This window comes from Undibacterium sp. FW305-107 (assembly GCF_058788535.1).
This window is the reverse complement of sequence record NZ_JBYTAV010000008.1, coordinates 242963-264727: the sequence shown is the minus strand read 5'-3', so window position 1 is coordinate 264727 and position 21765 is coordinate 242963. Positions and strand designations below refer to the sequence as shown.

Here is a 21765-nt window from a genome sequence, read left to right as displayed (position 1 = left end):
AATAAGCCCGCTGACATGCAGCGGGCCGTCAATCAATTTACAAATTACCTGATGGTTTCAAAGCTGCCATCGACATAGCTGATACGGCCTGCCTTGATATCCAGCCAGCCCACCTTACTACCATCCCTGAGGATATCGGCAACTTCATTGCTGCCATAGACATCAAAAGAAACGCCAGATGAGCTGCTGACACGCACTACCCTGGACTTACTCGTGCTTTCACTCATTTGCGCATTGATGACACTGCTGCCATCAGTGTATTGCGCCAAAATGCTGTTGCTGCCGAAAGCATCGTTACTTGCCGTGACATTCAATTTCAATGGAGGGCGTTCTGGCACCTGTACCACGCCTGATAATGCCACTGCTTTGCGCACGAAATTATTTACTGACTCAGGTTTGCTGCTATCAAAGCTGCCGTAGGCAAAGCGCTCTACCGTCAATTGCCCGTTAAAAATCTCCAGTGCATTTGTAAGGCCCGTGGCGTTGCTGATGCTGCCGACAAAATCAATACGGTTTGGCTGATAATTGAGGCCATTCTTGTCCGCAGATGCATTACCGATTTTAATTTCGCCATGCACTTTGCTGTTACCAGCTTCAGCAGTAATCGCCAGGTTGAATTCTTTGATGCCATTTTTTTGCAAATTGCCTTTGTAATTCAAGGCAACAATTGCGTATGAGCCTTTATCCAGTGACAAACGAGAACTCACCTGATCTTTTACATAGGATTTAAGCTCACCGCTAAAGTCATAGCGGGAATTGCCGTCGACGGTTTGATTGCGGTCAGCGCGAAGACTCCAGCGCTCAAAATCTGAAATCGACTGACCGGCACTATTGGTGCGCGGCGGCATCTTACCTTCAACCGTAAAGGCATATAGCTTGTTGCCTTCCATGGCAAAACTCATTTGGCCGGCGTAAACATCATTTGAGCTGCCGTTTGTTGCAACTACATCTGTGGGAGTAACTGGCCTTCTGAGAAAGTCGTTCTTTCCTTCATTCCAGACAAAAACGGCTTTTTGCTGCACAAGTTCGGATTTGTAGTTAAAACGAGTAACATCGTTTGCCACTGGCTCCAGCCAGATACGGTCTACCAATTCTACCCATTCAACCTGGTATTTGTAGCCGTACTTATAGGTACCAGGCAAAATGAAACGTGAAAAACGGCATTCTATGCCTGCTGCCTGTGCAGGCGTCGCTGCCACATTCATGGCATCGCGCATGACGGTGCAATCGCCCAGATTGCCTATATTCTGATAACCACTCCATAAAGCAGTCTGTCCATAGAACAAACCATTCACCGCAGTTTGAGAGGTCTGGCCGTTTCTATATTTATTAAACTGATCTATACCTTCAGTAATGGTTTTAGACCAGATCAACAAGTCTTTATCCATTGGCTGCGTAGCTTTTTCAAAATCAGCCTTGACTGCATTGAGGCGTATATCAAGGCCACCACTTTTTTGTGCGTTGGAAACCGCGTAGATGTTATTGCGCAGGTTGCCAAACAATTGTTTGGTTGCCGCTATCTTGTCTGTTTCCGGCGCAGGTGCAGGCAAGCTATTACTTGCAAAAGTACTGATACCGGCTACCGAGTTTTTGCCTGACTTGTTAAGATTTTCATCTTGCGCAACTTTTTCCAGGCTGGCACGCAAGGCAGCACGCACATCTTCGCGCAACACAAAATCATTTCCATCCAACTTGCCAGCAGAGGCGATTTGCCTTACCACACAGGCAACGCGGCTACCCTGGGTCGCAGCATCACAGGAAAGTGCCTTGTCCAGCGCAAGTTGCGAAATGGCAGTCAGGCTCAGACCCTGGATTTTTTCATCGATATAAGTATCCTGTGCTGTATCTACCGTTGTGTGGATGACGGGCACCCTTTGCGGATCAAATCCCAGCAAAGCCTGCACACCCGCTCTCGCCCTGTCTATGTTCGATGATGTCAGGCCACCCGCTTTTTCAGCGACTTGAACGATCAACTCTGTCAGTGGCGTAACGCTACCCCAATATATGGCTTCAGGAGTGACACCTTGCTTGACGACACTGCGCAACTGCAAGTCTTCAGGAAAAGGCAGGTCTGCCTGGGTAGCTTCGTCATACATCATGGCGCCAGATGCCGCACTTACCTCAATGAGGAAGCTGGCAACACCGCCGGGCACCGATATCGCATAGCTTCCGTCAGCACCAGTAATGGCGGTCGCAAAAGCATTTGCCGATTTACTACCGGACTGATCGAGACTAAAAGCCGATACGCGCGCACCGATGATACGTCCCTTTGCTACTACACCGTTGAATTGCCGCCCACTGCTGCTAACGGCCACTGTAGCGCCATTAGTATTAATACTGGCGGTACCACCTCCGCCACCACCACAAGCACTAAGCAACGAAGACAAAAGAAGAGGAATAAAAAACGGATACTTGTTATTTTTCATGTAGTAATGGGAAAGTTTGCGCGCAAAAGCGCACATGCATAAGAAGTACAAAATGCAGCATGCGCACAGTAAGGCGCAATACCCGCAATGTTGTTACAAAATGTAAATGCAAAAGACCGGCGATTCTAACACTAGAAATGTCTTAGGTCACACATAAGCCATACAAATCTGTGATTATTGCTTTTGGGAAGAGGATGCGAATGAGAGGCTATGTAAGATACAGGTGTAAAGCCTGAGCCAAGAATCGGGTCAGAGTTTGAGTCAGGGACTCAGGGCTTCACTTGCGCAGGCAATATACGCTCTGTAGTCGTCGGTGCAGGTGAATTGGCATCCAGAATCTGCACAAAGATTTCGTTTTTTTTGATCATGCCCAATTCAAAACGGGCACGCTCTTCTACTGCGTCCGTGCCAATTTTCAAGTCCTGAACTTCGGATTCGAGCTTGCCATTGCGTTCTTTTAATTTTTCGTTATTCCCTTTTACCTGTGCTACCTGCCTGTCCAGCTCCCAGACACGCAACCAGCCCCCCTTACCCAACCACAGCGGGTATTGGATCAGCATCAACAGAGCAACAAAGGAAAGAGCTATCAAACGCACGGATAATTAAAGCAAAAAGAATAAAAACAAAACTAATCTGTTTCCAAAAGCAGACCAACAAGAAAAAGGGGAACCCCGTTCCCCTTTTTCTTTGCACGATACCAGATTACTTCAGATTATAGAAGGCGTCGCGACCAGGATAGCTGGCAATTTCGCCCAAATCTTCTTCAATACGCAGCAATTGGTTGTATTTTGCCATACGATCAGAACGGGACAAGGAACCGGTCTTGATTTGCAGGGCATTGGTACCAACGGCGATATCAGCAATGGTGCTGTCTTCTGTTTCTCCGGAACGATGGGAAATAACGGCCGTATAACCAGCACGTTTTGCCATTTCGATCGCAGCAAAAGTCTCAGTCAAAGTACCGATCTGGTTGATTTTGATCAGGATGGAATTGGCGATACCTTTTTGTATGCCTTCTTTCAGGATCTTGGTATTGGTGACGAACAGATCGTCGCCAACGATCTGGACTTTCTTGCCCAGTTTTTCAGTCAGGATAGCCCAGCCATCCCAGTCGCCTTCAGCCATGCCATCTTCGATGGAGATGATAGGATACTTGTCTACCCAGGTTGCCAGCAGATTGGTAAAGTCAGCAGAAGACAAGGTCAGGCCTTCACCTTCGAGGTGATATTTACCGTCTTTGTAGAATTCGCTGGCAGCGCAATCCAGACCCAGGGCGATTTGCGTGCCTGGCTCGTAGCCTGCAGCTTCTATCGCCTGGATAATCAGTTTGATGGCAGATTCGTGGTTATCTACGGAAGGAGCGAAACCACCTTCATCACCAACCGCTGTCGTCAAACCCTTGTCATGCAGGATTTTTTTCAATGCGTGGAATACTTCTGCACCATAGCGAACTGCTTCGCGGAAAGTTGGCGCGCCAACCGGGATGATCATGAATTCTTGAATATCCAGATTATTGTCAGCATGTGCACCACCGTTGATGACGTTCATCATAGGCACAGGCAATTGCATCGCGCCTGAACCACCGAAATAACGGTACAGTGGCAAACCAGCTTCTTCAGCAGCTGCCTTGGCAACAGCCATGGATACGGCCAGCATGGCATTTGCACCCAGGCGGCTCTTGTTTTCAGTACCGTCCAGATCGATCAGGGTACGGTCCAGGAATGCCTGTTCATTCGCATCCAGGCCCATGATGGCTTCTGCGATTTCGGTATTGATGTGTTCGCAGGCTTTCAAGACGCCCTTGCCCAGATAGCGGGACTTGTCGCCATCACGCAGCTCTATCGCTTCACGGGAACCAGTGGATGCACCAGAAGGCACAGCAGCACGGCCCATGACACCGGATTCCAGCAGGACATCACATTCAACAGTTGGGTTACCGCGCGAATCCAGAACTTCACGACCGATAATATCAACGATGGCACTCATTCAATTCTCCTAAACAATCAAAATATCGAACAAAATATCTAACAAATAATACGAATCTGATTTGCAACTGCATCCACCGGCTTGATATGCCTGCGGATAAATAAAGCTGTAATGAATTTGCTACAGTCAAAATAATGGTGCAGATAATACTCCATTACTCTGGTTCGACGAACGGAACAAAACTTTATTCTTGTCGCTTTTTGCGCTGGTAAGCAAAAAAGCCTGTTTCACTACAGGACAAATCAAGCAAAAACGGGTTCACAGAATCCAAGCTTTCTTGCATAGTGCTTACCGCTGCTTGCCCTTAGTTACCATCTGCAAGGCAACTACATTCTTTCAAGCAACTCTGCGCCATTTTGCAAAAAAGGCGAACCGCAATCGTGGCTCGCCTTTTTCAATCAGGATTTAGCAGGATTTATTCAAGACAGGTAAACCAGCAATCAACAAACCAGGCTGGTTCAGGCCTGCATCAAATCCATACAACTTCATGCCTTGTTACCTTGCGCCTTTTTATGCTCTATCGCCGCTTTTGCGAAAGAAATAAACAAAGGGTGGCCGTCACGTGGAGTTGATTTAAATTCTGGGTGGTACTGCACACCCAGATACCAAGGATGCACATCACGTGACAATTCCATAATTTCACACAAATCTTCTGTCGGTGTACGGGCAGAGACGATCAAGCCTGCTGCCTCAACACGACCCAGGTAATGATTATTGGCTTCATAGCGATGACGATGGCGCTCAGTCACGACATTGCCATAAATCTCTGACGCCAGCGTACCAGAACGAACTGCGCAAGTTTGCGCACCCAGGCGCATAGTGCCGCCAAGGTCAGAATTTTCATCGCGCGTTTCGACTTTACCATCGTGGTTCTGCCATTCATTGATCAGGGCAACCACTGGCTGTTCTGTCTCGGCATCAAACTCTGTCGAGTTTGCCATGGACAGGCCAGCCTTGTTACGTGCATATTCAATCAGGGCAACCTGCATACCCAGACAAATACCCAGGTAAGGTATTTTGTTTTCACGTGCATAGCGGGCAGCCAGTATCTTGCCTTCTACACCGCGCTTGCCGAAACCACCTGGCACCAGGATGGCATCGTATTTTTCCAGTGACTTGGTACCGTGCGCTTCGATTTCTTCAGAATCAACATACTCAATATTCACACGGCTCTCAGTGTGGATACCGGCATGACGCAAGGCTTCTGTCAAAGATTTATACGACTCTGTCAGGTCTACATACTTACCGACCATACCGATAGTGACTTCTTCTTTCGGATTTTCCAGCGCATAGATCAATTTGTCCCACATCGCCAGATCAGCTGGTTTTGGTGACAAGCCAAGCTTATCGCAGACGATTTTATCCAAGCCCTGGTCGTGCAACATCTGTGGAATCTTATAGATGGTATCGGCATCCCATACAGAGATCACTGCTTCTTCAGCCACATTGGCGAACAGGGAAATCTTGGCGCGTTCATCATCAGGGATGGGACGGTCAGCACGGCACAATAAAGCATCCGGGAAAATACCAATTTCACGCAGTTTTTGTACGCTGTGTTGGGTGGGCTTGGTTTTCAATTCGCCAGCAGCAGCAACATAAGGCACCAGCGTCAGATGGACGAATGCAGCAGCATTGCGGCCAGCGCGCAGGCTCAGTTGACGGGCAGCTTCGAGGAAAGGCAGGGATTCAATATCACCTACCGTACCACCAATTTCAACCAGTGCAACGTCAGCACCGGCAGCACCGCGATGGATGAATTCCTGGATTTCATTGGTGATGTGCGGGATAACTTGCACAGTCTTGCCCAGGTATTCACCACGGCGTTCTTTGCGAATTACTGATTCATAGATCTGGCCAGTGGTGAAATTATTCACCTTTTTCATTTTGGCTGTGATGAAGCGCTCATAGTGACCCAGATCCAGATCAGTTTCAGCACCGTCATCGGTCACGAAAACTTCGCCATGCTGGAATGGGCTCATGGTACCTGGATCCACATTGATGTAGGGATCAAGTTTGAGCATAGTGACTTTGAGGCCGCGCGATTCAAGGATCGCAGCGAGAGAGGCAGCGGCAATACCCTTGCCTAAAGAGGAGACTACGCCCCCCGTAACGAATACAAACTTAGTCATTGCAGAAGGTGCCGAACGGCACAAGCGGGAAATTCGAATTATACATCACTAAGCTGTGATGTGCGAAAATTCCCGTCTGCAAATCCTGGTAAATTTCAGGAACTGGCTGGCTTACATTGCATAAATAATTTGTAATCTTGCAAAATTCTGTGCGCCCTGACCATTGCTCAACTCCTTGATTTCGTTGCTGCGACGGATGAAGGATGCTGATGCGCCATAGTTTTCACCACGCCAGAAATAGCCAATTTCAAACTCGCCAACCAGGCTTTTAGGCTTGACTGCCGTAGTTTGATTATTAAAATAGCCGCCTTGTATACTTGCATTGTAGGCAACGACCTTGACCTCGGTGCGCAAGAAACCATAGCTGGCTGGCTGCTCTGGCAATGTATTCAGACTACCGGCACGTATCGTCAACTCTGCACTTGCATCAGTAAAAATATTGCCGAAACGTCCTTTCAGGCGTGGAGTGATATCTACATTGGAACTAGTTACCATGCGGCCCGGTGAATATTCACCCGACAACACTGCGCCCCACTCATTACGCAACTGCGTGCTCCAACCTTGTGGCAAGGGCTGCTTCAACAATCTGTGCAGATGCGTCTGTGTCCATTCGCCACCGGCGCAGGGCCCCAGACATCCTATATCCAGACCCAGGCGCTGGCTCTTGCCATTGGCTTCATTCTTTTCACGATACAGGCCTGCAAACAACCAGCCAGCATAAGGGTGGTCAATCTTGGTAATCTGCTGCGGAAGCAGCTTAATATCGGATGCGGTGTACAGCTCCTGCCCCAGACGCCAACCATAAGTCAGGGCCTGTATGGCATCACCTTTGGTAAAGCTCTGTCCTATTCTGTTACCGCTGGTATAAAAACCGTCGTCCCTCTTGAACAAGAGGCTGTCATTATCAATATCGACTTGCCAGCTTGTCTTGCCAGTCTGCCGCACCTGAGTGAATTCACTCCAGGACGGGAAAACCTCTTGTGCAAAGACGCTGGTCGTAAAGAACACTGCTGCCAGTGAGGTGGAAAATTTCAATACAGGCTTGATTTGATTCATGTATTTGTCGAGATAGGGTTTATATGAAGCTTAGACTGAGCTTATTGAATTGAGCTTAGTTTCATGCGTTCCAGCATAGTCAGCACAGCAGTGGCTGTATGGCCGGGCACTTCCATGGGGATCAAATGTCCACCAGGAATAAGGACATAATTATCGCCCATTAATTTCTTTGTCGCATGAGGGCCAGCCTGGCGGCATTCTACGGATTCAGTCCCGCCTATAAAACCGACAGGCACATTGGGTGGGCGCTTATTCAAACGGCCCAGGCCATGTGGCAGAGTACGGTAAATTGCCGTTTCCACTTCACGGGTAAAGCGCAGGGTCACACCTTCGGCATGAGGTTTAAGACCTGCCGTCATATAGTCACGCAAGACTTCTGGCGGCCAGATGGCAAACATCTCCTTGGACGCAAAGTGCTGGTAGGCCTCTTCTTCGTTTTTCCACAGATGGCGACGCCTTTCTGAAAAGCGCGCAGGTGAAAACTTTTTATCCAACCCCAGGGATTTGAATATGCGCAACAACATTGCCCGCCAACCTGAGACTACTGGCGAATCCAGCACCACCACGCCACGCACCAGGTCTGGCCTGGCTCTAGCTGCCATCAGGGACAAAATCCCACCCAGCGAGTGCCCCAGCAAAATCACGGGTTGCTGATAGTTAGCCTGCAAGGTATCAATCAATTCCTGCACCAGGTTCCGCCAGCCGTCCGTTACAGGATAAGCCGGATCATGGCCCACCATGTCTGTCGCATGTACCTCATAATCTGAACGCAAATGATCAAGGAACATACGATAAGTCCCTGACGGGAAGCTATTGCCGTGGACAAAATGGATAATAGGTTTTACGGTAGTCTCGTTCATAGCTAGGGGTATAGCATTACCGGCCAAACCAATAACGCGCATTTTCCTGTCTGAATTGTGAAGTTTTCAATGATGCGCCAAATTGTATGCTGATTGCACCCGATTCATCTGTTCTTAGACGTTTTATTCCAAAATCAGCATAGCGCTGGAAGACTTCTGCCTTGGGGTGATGGTAGCGGTTCAGGTAGCCCACCTGGAAAATTGCCAACTCTGGCTGCACCACTTTCAGGAATGGTTCTGTGGACGATGTGCCACTACCATGATGTGGTGCCAACAACACATCTGCCTTCAGTTTTTGTGGGATGGTATTCACCAGCTCATCTTCCTGTATGGCCTCTATGTCGCCCGCCAGCAAAATGGAATGCAGTTTGGTCGAGACCTTTAATACACAACTGCGGGCATTCGGTTTCCACTTCGTGCTTTCATAACTGGCAGTGCCGGGTTGCAAGACTTCAAAATGCACGCCATCCCAATCCCAGGATTGCCCGCCCACGCAACGCCTGTGCTGCTTTGCAGTTTGAACGATGGAACTATCCAGACTCAGGGACGTAGTTAACAGGCTTACAGGCAAATGCCTGAGTATGCTTAAGGCTCCGCCAGAATGGTCATTATCGTTATGGGAAATCATCATCACATCAAGTTCATTAATGCCCCTTGCATGCAGATACGGCAAAATCACGCGGCTGCCGCTATCTGATTCCGGTCCCAAACTGGGGCCGCTATCATAGAGTAGCCTGTGGTGCCCAGTCTCCAGCAATAAAGCCATGCCCTGCCCTACATCCAGTGCCGTCACGGCCAACTCTCCATCTGCTGGCTTTTGTGAAGTCTGCAATAACAGTGGCAGGCAACAGACGAGCCCCAACCAGCGCAAAGGCCAGGCTTTAGGAGCCAGCAGCCACAATACACCTGCCATGGCCAGTGCAAACAGCAAGAATGAGGGAATAGGTGCAGTCCACACTGCATAGGGCAAGGCACTGAAGTAAGTCAGGAAGCGCGCCAGGAAATCCACGAAGACGTGGGCAATTTGCAGCAGCCATCCTGACAAAGGCGCAGGCAAGATACTGCCGACCAAAGCCAAAGGCGTGACAACAAAGCTGACCAGGGGAATAGCGATTGCATTGGCCAGCGGGCTGATCAGGGATATCTGGCCAAATAAAAACATGGTCAGCGGTATCATGCCCAGGGTTACTGCATATTGCATCAGTGATGCTGAACGCAAGGTAAGCATAAAGCCGGCAGCACGACTTACTTGCGGTTTGACGCGCTCTTGTCCGCCAGTCGCAAAAACGATGACTCCGACAGCCGCAAATGATAACCAAAAACCCGCGGACAAGACCGCCCAAGGGTCTGCCAATACGACAAGTCCCAGCGCCAGGCTTAACACTGCAGAGAAACTGCTGATGCGCCCCGTCCATATCGCCACCGCAACCACGCTGAGCATGATCAGCGTTCTTTGCGCAGGCAAACCAAATCCGGCCAGAGCTACATAGACCAGTGCCATCAACGCACCTGCCAGTGCTGCCGCCTTTTGCGCAGGCAGGCGCAAGGGCAAAGAAAGATTGAGGAAGAAAGAACGCCGCCAGAAGTAAAACACCAGGCCGGCGAACAAGCCCGCCACCATGGTGATATGCAAGCCAGAGATACTGATCAGATGACCTATGCCTACCCGGTTAAATATGGTCCAGTCAGACTGAGGGATTTCGCGTTGATCGCCAACCACCAGGGCGACCAGCACTCCAGCATAGGGCTGACCGGGCAAGGCAGCGTGGATGCGGTCGCGCAATCTGGCGCGGCTGTATTCAACGACATTGCCTATACTCCAGACAAAATCAGCCAGCTTGCGGTTATAGATAACGGCATCCGATTCATATTTATCAGGCCTCACCGCGCCAGTAGCACGTATACCCTGCTCCAATAACCATGCCTCATAATCAAAGCCAGCGAGTGGATTGGCGTTGCCATGTGGGCGCTTCAGCCGCACTTTGAATTGCCAGCGCTCTCCTGGCTGCACTGTCGTCACCTGCCGCATATCGCTACCACGGTCCGCGCCATACCAGGACAATGCAACTTTGGATGGCCAACGGGCAATGCCAGTCAAATCACCGACACCATCAGCGCGCACTTGTTCCACTGCGAAATTGAATCTTTGCCCTTGTTCAAACTGAAAAGGCAGGCTGTCTATGATGCCGGTTAATACCACATCCTGGTTTTCCCATTTTTTGGGCAACTCTTCGCGCATATAAAAATGCGCATAAGTTGTGGCCCAGACGAAGCCCAATAGAGCGACAACCGCAAAGCGCGCGGGCAGATGCAACCAAGGTGCTGGTTTGTATTTAACCAGAAGAAGAATGATGGCTAGTGATGAAACCACCATCAGCGCCAGCAAGTTGCTGTTTAATAGCTCTGCCTGCTGCTGCAAAATGGCGACGCCCAGTACAAAGCCCAACATCACCGCCCGCACAGACTAGCCCCTTTGCATGCGTGGCATGATGTGCACGGCATTGGCGGTAGTCGCTTGCGCCACTTCAGCCAGGCTCAGATTGCGCAATTCTGCCAGCACGGCACCTATCTTTGGTAACTGTGCTGGTGTATTGGCGCCTTCTGACAACCAGCTTGGCGAAATATCGGGCGCATCAGTTTCCAGCACGATGCTGGACAAGGGTAAGTCAGTTGCCAGCCTGCGTATTTGCAAGGCACGTGTGAAAGTCATGGCGCCGCCAAAGCCCAGCTTGAAACCCATATCGATGAAGGTCTGTGCCTGCTGCAAACTGCCGTTAAACGCGTGTGCAATACCGCCTCTGACTTTGATGCGCCGCAAATGTTTGAGGATGATGTCTTGTGAACGCCTTACATGGAGCAGCACCGGCAAGTCAACATCCCTGGCCAGCTTCAGTTGTTCTGTATAGAAGTATTCCTGCTTTTCCTTCAAAGGGCTCTGCGTCAGCGCAGGCACAAAATAATCGAGGCCAATTTCGCCTATGGCTACCAGTTTTTTCTGTGCATCTGCACCAGCCATCAAGGCACTTACTTTTTCACGCAGGAGCAGCAAGTCTTCTTCTTTTGAAGTTGGCACATACATGGGATGTATCCCCAGGGCATAAAAACAATCATCCCGCTGCCTGCCCAATTCGATGACAGTATCAAAATTGCTTTTGTGAACGGCTGGTACAACGATGGCCGAAACACCCGCTTGCGCTGCGGCTTCGGCCACAGCCAGCGATGTGCTGCCAAACTCACTTGCATCCAGATGACAGTGGCTATCTATCCACATAATGTCCACACATAGCTTCAAACCCAGGCTAATTTATTAATAGCCTGATTATGAAGCAGTTTGCCTGCAGACTACAATGTTTTGAGCGGGGGTTCTTGCTTGCACTTCCTTGTGAGCACGCCAGCGGCAGACTATCAGACCAGCAGCCAGTGCTGCCAGCAAGTGCTTGAGACTGTGTCCGCTCATGAACTGGAGTTGCTGCAAAATCTGTCCATCCAGCATTTCAGTGATTTTTGCCAACACATACAAGAACATTGCTGCTCCAAATGCCAGGCGGTCTGCACGTTCTGCTTTCCATATCCATTGCCATAAGGGGATCAATACCAGAGTCAAACCCTGTATCAGTAAATAGGGCCGCAAGTCACCTGTCTGCTGCCACCAGATCACGGACATCAAGGCCGCCACCAATAACAGCACCAGTTCCATGAAGGCTTTGCGTGCATCCATGCCTGGCAGGCTGTCTGCCCTGACTGCTGCCAACAAGCTGCAACAGGCGAATGCAATGGGTAGTCTGTCCCAGAAAAGGCGTGCATCGTCAGGTGCAAGATGGTAATAACTGGAACCCACGGTAGTGGCAGCGATACTAAGAGCAAAGACACAATAAGCGGGGAATGAGACACCAGCATCGCCCTTGCGATATTTCTTCAGCAAAAACCAGCCACCAACCATCGCCACTATCACAAAGCCAAGATTGGTCAGCACATCAATGGCATGAGGTATACCTGCCCAGTCTGACTGGTCTGCAAAGTCATGATAATGCGCTAGCTGGACTATTGGCCCATGCAGTAATAATGCCAGGGCTGCCAGCGTCGAAATCAGCAAAGGCAATGTACGCAATCCAGTTTTCATTTTCCCCACCTATGTTTTAACAGATAGGCAATTGTGGAGACAGGCAGCAAATAATGTAACCAATACTGGTAAAGTAGCACCATACAATAATCGAAGTATTAAATCCCGCAACCTTGCGCGTGCAAAACCATGACAGAAATCCGGCAATTATTGAACAGCATCAAGCAGCAATTGAAGCTGCAAGGCAAAACATACAGGGACGTGGCTGTAGCTCTGGATTTGTCCGAGGCCAGTATCAAGCGCCTCTTGAGTACCGATAATGGGGCCAATATGAGTATAGAAAGGCTGGCACAAATCAGCCAGTTTCTGGGCTTTAGCCTGATGGAGATCACGCAGGAGGCAAATGCAAGCAATACCCGCATCCATAGCTTGAGCCCTGCACAGGAAAAGGAGTTGGTCTCTGACACAAAACTGCTGCTGGTGGCAGTTTGTGCCTTGAATCACTGGAAATTTGAAGAAATCCTGCACGTCTATCAACTCAGTGAAACAGAATGCCTGAGTAAACTCTTGCGCCTGGATAAATTGTGCCTGATCAGCCTGATGCCAAATAATCGCATACGTTTGAATATCGCCAGGGACTTTGACTGGCTGCCACACGGCCCCATACGCCAATATTTCCACGACACAGGCATGGCAGATTTTCTGGATGCGCCGTTCAGTCATGAATATGAATCACAACATTTCATACACGGCATGCTGACAGATGCCGCCGCCGAAAAATTCCAGGCTGAGATACGCCAGCTCAGACAAAAACTGGCTGAGCTGCATACTGAGAGTTTGAGCAGCCCGCTCAAGAAAAGGCGGGGTACCGCAGTATTGCTGGCCATGCGTGAATGGGAGCCAGCCAGCTTCACTGCCCTGCGCAGAAAACCTTAGTGTAACTTGGCGTAAGTTTACTGCCCCTGTTTGGGCCTGGGCAAAGTGACGGCACCGGGGATAACGATATCGTCGCGCAAACGCAAGAATTTAAAACCAAGCAAGCGGCGTGGCTTGGCTTGCTTGCTGGTCCGGGTTCGTTCATTGGTACGGTTGATGAAGGTATCAAAGCCTTCTTCCCTGACTTGCGGCTCAGCAGAATTCAAGAAATTGCGTTTGCCATTCGCATCAATCACAACCAGGCCGACATGGGTGATAGACTGAAAACCATCCTTGTCCGATACTACGTTCACAAAATCACCATCGCGTAATTGATCCAGCATGGAATTGACCTTGTCGGCTTTGACGTAAGCTTCATGGCTGGTTTGTACCGGAATACTGGTTTCCTTGTGATGTTGTTCGCGCAGAAATTTGGCCCTGTCGACGACGATGTCATAGTTTGCGACCTTGTCCGCGCCAAAGCCGGCACTAACATCCTTGAGCAACCAGGCATTATTGGTATTCCAGTCCACCTCTGTGTAATGATTACGCGTCGTCACGCCTATCAGGCCGTCTTTATAGCGTATGCGTTGCAAAGTCCAGAAGAATTCTTCCCAGGAACTGCTCAAGGCCATGGCATAGGTATGTTCAGCAAACACCAGGCAATCGCTGTGCGTCAGGCTATACATGGGCAGGTTGTCATGCAATTCAAAAGGAAATTCTCCCAACAAGTTCAACTTGTAGGGCTGGCCTATATTTTTTCTGGCGATGAGGGTGATACGTTGACGCAGGTCGGGCACATTGGCATGCAAGTATGCCAGGTACTGATCCACCTCCTGCGGCGTCATCTGGAAGATCTTCTTATTTTGAAATGGCTCATTAGCGAGGCTGGCAGATGTTGTAGCCTGCTTATCCTGGCCTTGAACAGGCAAAGCGATCAATAAAGCGGAAGCCAGGGCGAAGGCAAGGATGCAAGGAGGCATGGGAAATAAAGTAAATGGACTAAAGTCAGACTTATACCATAGCCTGCGATTTACCTCATTGCTCAATAAAAAACGCATGCAGTTCATTTGATCTGCATGCGCTCAATGAGCTTAGCTTAAGCTAGCTTACACCAGCGCTGCTCTCGCCACCAGCACACCATCTGCATCTGCGTAAATCCAGTCACCCGGCTTGATCGCGACACCCGCGATATTAATGCGCGCATTACGCATCCCGCCACCGTGCTTGGCAGCACGCAAGGGCATGGGTGCCATTGCGCGCACACCGATATTACAAGCGTTGATTTCATCCACATCGCGGATGCAGCCATGCACGACAATACCTGCCCAGCCATTTTTTTCAGCCAGCGCAGCCAGATTGCCACCGACCAGTGCGCAACGGAAACTGCCGCCACCGTCTATTACCAGGACATGGCCATTACCAGGGGTTTCCAGCGTTTCCCTGACGAGGACATTATCTTCGAAGACTTTCAGCGTCACTGCCTGACCACTGAACTTTGCTACCGTACCATAGCGCATGAAGATAGGCGGGATGACAGCCAGTTCATGCGTGGCGATTTTATCTTCGTTGGCGTCACAAATATCACAGGTAGCAAAGCTCATGATTTATCCTCGTTAGTTAGTTTGGAGCTTCATTCTAACCAGCTAAGCAATAATACTCAAACCGCCAATGCCCTGGTCCTGCTGCCGACATTGACAGCCGTCAAGATTGCCAACACCTGGAAGAAGCCAACGCAGATAAATACCCAGGAAGGATGATGTGCATCCATGATGGCACCAAAAATCAATGGTGCTACTGCCAGACCAGAATCCAGGCCCGAATACACAATGCCGTAGACACGGCCTGTGGCGTTTTTGGGCGCTGCAGCACGTATCATCAAATCGCGTGAAGGCCCGGCGACACCGGAACCAAAACCTATTGCCCCCATCAGCAAAACAGCGATGCCTGCATTGACTGCGCCGCTGGCCAGTATCAGCGAGAAAATCCCCGCGAAACTGAACGCCAGCGTAATGGTCCTGTCATGATGGGTGGTTTTAGCCGCCAGAAAACCACCCCACAACATGCCAGCTGCCGAAGCCAGCATGTACAAGGTATAGGCCGTCGTGGCTGAACCCAGCGACATGTCATACATCTGACGCAAACTGACTGACGAGAAGCTTTGTATACCGCCCAGTGCCATGGCAATCATGAAGAAAAAACCAAAGCACATCCACACCGCAGGTATACGCATGAAATCCATCGCGCCTTCGGCAGCTTTAGCTACATGCGCTGCACTTTGATGCTGCACCACCTCAGTACGCAATAAGTCACGGTAAAAAACCAGAATGGCCAAAACAGTAAAAGGTAGGAAAGCTGCGCAAAACAAGGCTGTGCGCCAGGTCGTCAAACCAGCGATGGTCACCAGAAACACGGGAGCCGCCGCCCAACCCAGATTACCAGTAATGCCATGAACGGAAAATGCATAGCCCAAGCGCTGGGTCGATACTTTTTTGTTGAGTAAAGTGTAATCAGAAGGATGAAATACGCTATTGCCCACCCCAGCCAGCATGGAACCCATCAACAGCATGCTGTAATTTTGCGACATCGACAGCACCAGGGCAGCCACGCCCAGGCAACTGATACCAAAAAACAAAACCGCCCTGGCCCCGACCTTATCGACGATAAAACCCGACAGGGCCTGGCCAATGCCAGAAATGACAAAAAATACTGTCATCAGCAAACCCAGTTCGGCAAAAGACAGGCTGAATGCATCTTTAATCCAGGGGAACAAAGGGGCCAGTATCATGTGAAAGAAATGGGAAATACCGTGTGCCAGGCCCACCAGGCTGATCACCATCACATCCTTTTTCACATCCTCCGGCGCTGTCTGGGCTGTCGCTGCTGTCGTCATTTAAAGTCCTCTCCTGTTTCCAAATACTCTTCGCGTGGCAAAGCACGTTTTTCAAGTAAGCAGTGTATGCAAATTCACCCAGTCTGATTTAAGATAGGTAGACAAACTTTATCGCATTTCCGCCAAATTAGGATTTATCATGGCAATTGACATCCTCACCGATACCCGCCCCCAGGCGCCAGACAAGCGACCATCGTCTGAGCGTCCGGTGCGTCTGGCCGCCAGGAATTTGCCCACAGAAGAAATCATCAGCATGCACAGCCACACTTGGGGGCAATTCACCTATACGCCCCAGGGCATGATGCAGATACTGGCAAACAATAACACCTGGTTTGTGCCGCCCCTAAGAGCAATCTGGATACCACCAAATGTGGCGCATGAGGTACGCATCATAGAACCCTCGCATCTACGACTGCTGAACATTCATGCCGATTTTGCACCTTTTCGCGGTACCGATTGCCTGGTACTTGAAGTTTCGCCATTACTCAGGGAATTGATTGCCTGTATGGAAGTGATAGAAGTCGCCAGCCCACGTGAATTTCATATTGCTGCGGTCATCATGGATGAATTACAAGCAGCAAAAGCACTGCCTATACGCCTGCCCATGCCCAAGGATAAGCGGCTTAAAAATCTGTGTGAAATTTTGCTGGCAGACCCGGCTTCAGGTCTGACAATGGAAGATTATGCGGTACAAGTGGGGGCATCTTCGCGCACTCTGTCACGCCTGTTTGAGCAAGAACTCGATATGTCATTCACTGCCTGGCGTCAGCAAATGCGTTTATCCAAGGCTTCGCCATTAATTACCAGCGGCATGCCTTTGTCGCAAGTGGCGTCTGAACTTGGTTATGCCAGTCAGTCGGCATTTTCTGCCATGTTCAAAAAAACCTTTGGTGAATCCCCTTCAAGTTTTTTCAAGCAAAAGTAAGCTGGCACTGCGATACATGTTTTGCATAATTCCAGATAAAAAAAGGGCAGCATTTACACGCTGCCCCAACTTGCTTTCCTACAAAGGTATAGACCGGTAATCTATCCTCAAGTTCAATCCATTTTCAGGCGAGTTCCCCGCCTTTGCTAAATACCAGTTCATGGTCCTTGGCATCAATTGCAATAATATCCTTAGGCCCGAATTTGCCTTGCAATATCAGTTTGGACAAGACATTTTCTATCTCTTGCTGGATAGCGCGTTTCAAAGGTCTTGCGCCATACACAGGATCGAAACCGGCCTCGGCGATTTTTTGCAGTGCATCCTCGCTGACCTGCAAACCCATGTCCATCTGACGCAAACGCTGCTCCAGGGTCTTGAGCTGTATCTTGGCAATCGCTCCTATGTTTTTTGCATCGAGTGCATGGAAGACCACGATTTCATCAATACGGTTAATGAATTCAGGGCGGAAATGGGTTTTGACTTCACCCATGACAGCCATCTTGATGACTTCCGGATCACTGCCTTCCATGGCCTGTATTTGATGCGACCCCAGATTCGATGTCATGACGATCACAGTATTTTTAAAGTCCACCGTGCGGCCTTGTCCATCTGTCATGCGGCCATCATCAAGTACCTGCAACAACACATTGAAGACATCATGATGCGCTTTTTCTACTTCGTCCAGCAAAATCACGCTATACGGTTTACGTCTTACCGCCTCGGTCAGGTAACCGCCCTCTTCATAGCCAACATAGCCCGGTGGCGCACCTATCAAACGGGCAACCGAGTGTTTTTCCATGAACTCACTCATGTCGATACGGATCAAGGACTCCTCCGTATCAAACATGAAATTCGCCAGCGCCTTGCACAACTCCGTCTTACCGACACCGGTAGGTCCGAGGAACAGGAAAGAACCATAAGGGCGGCCAGGATCACCCAGACCAGAACGCGAACGACGAATGGCGTCAGACACTGCGGTAATCGCTTCATGCTGGCCGACGACACGTTGATGCAAGGCGTCTTCCATATGCAATAATTTCTCACGTTCACCCTGCATCATGCGTGATACCGGTATGCCAGTTGCACGGGACACAATTTCTGCAATTTCTTCAGCACCTACCTGCGTGCGCAAGAGTTTCATCTTGCTGCCATCTTGCTGGTTTTTGTCAGCCTGGGTATCAGCCTGTTTAAGCTGTGCTTCCAGCTCAGGTAATTGACCGTACTGCAATTCAGACATGGTTTGCCAGTCGCCACGGCGTTTAGCCTCATCCATTTGCAGACGGATTTTTTCTATCTCTTCCTTGATATGGGTGCTGCCCTGTACCAGCGCTTTCTCTGCCTTCCAGATTTCTTCCAGGTCGGCATATTCACGTGACAGTTTACCTATCTCTTCTTCAATCAGGACCAGGCGTTTTTTGGAGCCTTCATCTTTTTCGCGCTTGACAGCCTCCTTCTCTATCTTCAGTTGTATCAAGCGACGGTCCAGCTTGTCCATGACCTCAGGCTTGGAATCTATCTCTATCTTGATTTTGGCTGCCGCCTCGTCGATCAGATCAATTGCCTTGTCTGGCAAGAAGCGGTCGGTAATGTAACGATGTGACAATTCTGCCGCTGCAACAATCGCCGGATCAGTAATATCGACACCATGATGGACTTCGTATTTCTCTTGCAAGCCACGCAGGATCGCTATGGTTGCTTCTACACTAGGTTCATCAACGATAATCTTCTGGAAACGACGTTCAAGAGCGGCATCTTTTTCTATGTACTTGCGGTATTCATCCAACGTGGTTGCGCCTACGCAATGTAGCTCACCGCGTGCCAGCGCAGGCTTGAGCATATTGCCAGCATCCATCGCACCTTCGGCCTTGCCTGCGCCTACCATTGTGTGCAGCTCATCGATGAAAACGATGGTCTGGCCTTCATCCATGGCAATTTCCTTGAGCACGGCTTTCAGTCGTTCTTCAAATTCACCACGGTATTTGGCACCGGCCAGCAAGGCCGCCATATCCAGCGACAAAACGCGCTTGGATTTCAGACTATCCGGCACTTCACCATTGACGATACGCTGGGCCAGCCCCTCAACGATGGCGGTTTTACCGACACCAGGCTCACCGATCAACACAGGATTATTCTTGCTGCGGCGCTGCAAAACCTGGATGGCGCGGCGAATTTCATCATCACGGCCAATGACAGGATCAAGCTTACCCAGACGGGCACGCTCAGTCAGGTCCAACGTATACTTTTTCAAGGCTTCGCGTTGCCCTTCGGCATCCTGGCTATCAACATTATTGCTGCCACGCACTGCGGCAATGGCAGCTTCCAGTGCTTTACGTGTCAGACCACTTTCGCGTGCCAGTTTACCTGCTTCTGACTTGTCTTCTGTCAATGCCAGCAAAATCATCTCACTGGCGAGGAACTGGTCACCGCGTTTTTGTGATTCTTTGTCGGCCAGGTTCAGCAAACCCACGAGTTCGCGCCCGGCTTGCACCTGCCCATCTGTACCACTGACCTTGGGTAGTCTTTCCAAGGCCGCTTTCAAGGCATTACTCAATGCGGTCACATTCACCCCTGCCCTTTGCAGCAAGGAATGGCTGCTACCATCGTCCTGGTTGATTAATGCCAACAAGACGTGCACAGGTTCTATGTATTGGTTATCATTGCCAACTGCCTGACTTTGCGCGTCAGCGAGCGCTTCTTGTAACTTGGTGGTTAATTTATCGAGCCGCATGACCCTCTCCTGAAGAATTAGTTAGCATACAATTTGGGGCAGGCCAGCCAATTTCAAGAATAGGCAAAGCTAAACTCGCAGTGCATTTCACGATGTTTGTTTTATATCAAAGACCACATGGATTTACATCAGATACAAATTACTTATCTTCCTGATCAGGACAGGCTACTGCTCAAACTCTCGTTTGCAGAAAAAGATAAATCGGCCAGACAAGAAATAGACCTCTTGTTTACCCGCCGCACAACCATGAAGTTCTGGCCTGGTTTGCTGGAGGCCATGGGCAAACAAGTCAAGATGAGCAAACCCAGTGCCGCCCATGCCAGTTCAGAACTGGTGCAAATGGAACATGAAGCTTCAGTGGCGGAAATGAAGGATAGTGGCCATTTCAATGCGCCACTCGAAGATGATGTTGAAAGCTGGCCTCTGGGTAAAGAAGCCATGTTGCCAGAGAATATACAATTTCATGTCCATGCGAAACTGCCATTCAGGATGGAATTTACAGTAGCCGGTGGCAAGAATTTTGAAATTGCCATGGGCAAGCGTTTGCTGCATGGTTTTTGCAAATTATTCCAGGATGCCGTGGAAAACGCAGATTGGGGCTTCACCCTGGAAATGCTGGCCAACGCGCCGGAGGCACCTCCGGCGGGTATGCTGAACTGAGTTGAATAGCAAAGCCAAACAAAGCAAGCGGCAAAATCTTAATCGAATTTGCCGGATTTTTTAAATTGATTGGTTGCCTCTACCAGTGCAGCAGCAATACCATGCTCACCACCGGAATGGCCTGCGTCAGCGATCATCTGCAAACTTGCTTCTGGCCAGGCCTGGTGCAGCCTGTGTGCAGTCACTGGCGGGCAAACCACATCATAGCGGCCTTGTACGATGACAGCAGGTAAATGACGGATGCGGTCTATATCCTCAATCAACTGATCTTCGCGCATGAAGGCACCGTTGATCATGTAATGCGCCTCCAGCCTGCCCAGGCCTATGCACATGGCGTCTGATTCAAAATCAGCAATGGTATCTGGCTGCGGTAGCAAGAAGATGCAAGAACCTTCATAACGGCTCCAGTTACGTGCGGCTTCCGTATAAATAGCGGGATCGTCACTGAACAAGCGTTTGGCATAAGCTTGCAGCAAGTCGTGGCGCTCTTCTGCTGGCACGCCTTCGGCAAAGCGCTGATGCACCTCCGGGAAGAACCATTTCATGCCATTCACAAACCATTCCACCTCAGCCTTGGTGCACAGGAAAATGCCCCTGAGGACAAAACCCAGGCAACGCTCAGGATGCGCCTCACCATAGGCCAGCGCCAGTGTAGAACCCCATGAGCCGCCAAAAACCAGCCATTGTTCTATGCCCAGCATGACGCGGATTTTTTCTATATCGTCCACCAGCAAAGCCGTGGTGTTATTGCGGTATTCACCTAAAGGCAGGGATTTTCCCGCACCACGCTGATCAAACAGTACGATGCGATAATGCGCAGGGTCAAAAAAACGACGGTGATTTGGCGCTGTGCCTCCACCTGGCCCACCATGCAGAAAAATTACGGGTTGACCATCAGGATTACCACTTTCTTCCCAGTACAGGGTATGGGTATCATCGACTGGCAACATGCCTGTACGGTACGGCTCTATGGCAGGAAATAAAGAACTTGTATCAGCGCTCATATAGATAAAAGAATAGAGAAGAAATGGATAAGGTAGCTCAGAGTGTTAGCGGGGATTATACCCATGTGTATTGAGAAGCAATAGGCAATATTGCAACATCTGTTTGTGTATTGCAGTATAGAC

17 protein-coding genes are annotated in these 21765 nt (G+C 49.8%); 3 read left to right on the top strand and 14 right to left on the bottom strand.

All coding sequences use genetic code 11. The features are described 5' to 3' along the window. Positions 1–44: 44 nt before the first annotated feature. The 9 genes from AC3WQT_RS19115 to AC3WQT_RS19075 form a co-directional block, all read right to left on the bottom strand. Positions 45–2426: a hypothetical protein gene (locus tag AC3WQT_RS19115; protein ID WP_492706079.1), complete on the bottom strand. Its 2382-nt coding sequence runs from the start codon at positions 2424–2426 to the stop codon at positions 45–47. A gap of 269 nt (positions 2427–2695) precedes the next feature. Then, complete coding sequence (ftsB, locus tag AC3WQT_RS19110; RefSeq protein WP_492706077.1) at positions 2696–3022, bottom strand: cell division protein FtsB; 327 nt, start codon at positions 3020–3022, stop codon at positions 2696–2698. A gap of 106 nt (positions 3023–3128) precedes the next feature. Beyond that, a complete protein-coding gene (gene eno, locus AC3WQT_RS19105; protein ID WP_492706075.1) occupies positions 3129–4412 on the bottom strand; it encodes a phosphopyruvate hydratase in 1284 nt (427 codons plus the stop codon). 485 nt (positions 4413–4897) lie between these two features. Continuing rightward, complete coding sequence (gene pyrG / locus AC3WQT_RS19100; RefSeq protein WP_492706073.1) at positions 4898–6541, bottom strand: CTP synthase; 1644 nt, start codon at positions 6539–6541, stop codon at positions 4898–4900. 111 nt (positions 6542–6652) lie between these two features. Continuing rightward, positions 6653–7597 (bottom strand): lipid A deacylase LpxR family protein, encoded by a 945-nt coding sequence (locus AC3WQT_RS19095; protein ID WP_492706071.1) that lies wholly within the window; start codon positions 7595–7597, stop codon positions 6653–6655. Positions 7598–7638: 41 nt separating this feature from the next. Then, positions 7639–8457, bottom strand: a complete 819-nt coding sequence (locus AC3WQT_RS19090; RefSeq protein WP_492706069.1) for an alpha/beta fold hydrolase — start codon at positions 8455–8457, stop codon at positions 7639–7641. A 16-nt stretch (positions 8458–8473) separates the two neighbouring features. Further along, positions 8474–10906: a DNA internalization-related competence protein ComEC/Rec2 gene (locus tag AC3WQT_RS19085; protein WP_492706067.1), complete on the bottom strand. Its 2433-nt coding sequence runs from the start codon at positions 10904–10906 to the stop codon at positions 8474–8476. Positions 10907–10921: 15 nt separating this feature from the next. After that, positions 10922–11728: a TatD family hydrolase gene (locus AC3WQT_RS19080; RefSeq protein ID WP_492706065.1), complete on the bottom strand. Its 807-nt coding sequence runs from the start codon at positions 11726–11728 to the stop codon at positions 10922–10924. Positions 11729–11776: 48 nt separating this feature from the next. Then, positions 11777–12577, bottom strand: a complete 801-nt coding sequence (locus tag AC3WQT_RS19075; RefSeq protein ID WP_492706063.1) for a hypothetical protein — start codon at positions 12575–12577, stop codon at positions 11777–11779. 129 nt (positions 12578–12706) lie between these two features. Here AC3WQT_RS19075 and AC3WQT_RS19070 point away from each other — a divergent pair, with 129 nt between their 5' ends. Further along, positions 12707–13453 carry a transcriptional regulator gene (locus AC3WQT_RS19070; protein ID WP_492706061.1) on the top strand — a complete coding sequence of 249 codons (747 nt, stop codon included), beginning with the start codon at positions 12707–12709 and terminating at the stop codon, positions 13451–13453. 17 nt (positions 13454–13470) lie between these two features. On the opposite strand, the gene AC3WQT_RS19065 is transcribed toward AC3WQT_RS19070, so the two are convergent. The 3 genes from AC3WQT_RS19065 to AC3WQT_RS19055 are packed head-to-tail and all read right to left on the bottom strand — an operon-like array spanning position 13471 to position 16325. Then, the gene (locus tag AC3WQT_RS19065) at positions 13471–14502 is read right to left on the bottom strand and encodes an N-acetylmuramoyl-L-alanine amidase-like domain-containing protein (RefSeq protein WP_492706060.1); all 1032 of its coding nucleotides are present in this window, start codon (positions 14500–14502) and stop codon (positions 13471–13473) included. Positions 14503–14541: 39 nt separating this feature from the next. Next, a complete protein-coding gene (gene rraA / locus AC3WQT_RS19060; RefSeq protein ID WP_492706059.1) occupies positions 14542–15036 on the bottom strand; it encodes a ribonuclease E activity regulator RraA in 495 nt (164 codons plus the stop codon). 56 nt (positions 15037–15092) lie between these two features. After that, positions 15093–16325 (bottom strand): MFS transporter, encoded by a 1233-nt coding sequence (locus AC3WQT_RS19055; protein WP_492706058.1) that lies wholly within the window; start codon positions 16323–16325, stop codon positions 15093–15095. 139 nt (positions 16326–16464) lie between these two features. Here AC3WQT_RS19055 and AC3WQT_RS19050 point away from each other — a divergent pair, with 139 nt between their 5' ends. Next, the gene (locus tag AC3WQT_RS19050) at positions 16465–17250 is read left to right on the top strand and encodes an AraC family transcriptional regulator (RefSeq protein WP_492706056.1); all 786 of its coding nucleotides are present in this window, start codon (positions 16465–16467) and stop codon (positions 17248–17250) included. A gap of 124 nt (positions 17251–17374) precedes the next feature. Here AC3WQT_RS19050 and clpB read toward each other — a convergent pair whose 3' ends face one another. After that, positions 17375–19978 (bottom strand): ATP-dependent chaperone ClpB, encoded by a 2604-nt coding sequence (gene clpB / locus AC3WQT_RS19045; protein WP_492706054.1) that lies wholly within the window; start codon positions 19976–19978, stop codon positions 17375–17377. Between the two features lie 117 nt (positions 19979–20095). Here clpB and AC3WQT_RS19040 point away from each other — a divergent pair, with 117 nt between their 5' ends. Next, positions 20096–20638, top strand: a complete 543-nt coding sequence (locus AC3WQT_RS19040) for a hypothetical protein (RefSeq protein ID WP_492706052.1) — start codon at positions 20096–20098, stop codon at positions 20636–20638. Between the two features lie 38 nt (positions 20639–20676). On the opposite strand, the gene pip is transcribed toward AC3WQT_RS19040, so the two are convergent. Further along, the gene (pip, locus tag AC3WQT_RS19035) at positions 20677–21642 is read right to left on the bottom strand and encodes a prolyl aminopeptidase (protein WP_492706050.1); all 966 of its coding nucleotides are present in this window, start codon (positions 21640–21642) and stop codon (positions 20677–20679) included. Positions 21643–21765 lie beyond the last annotated feature (123 nt).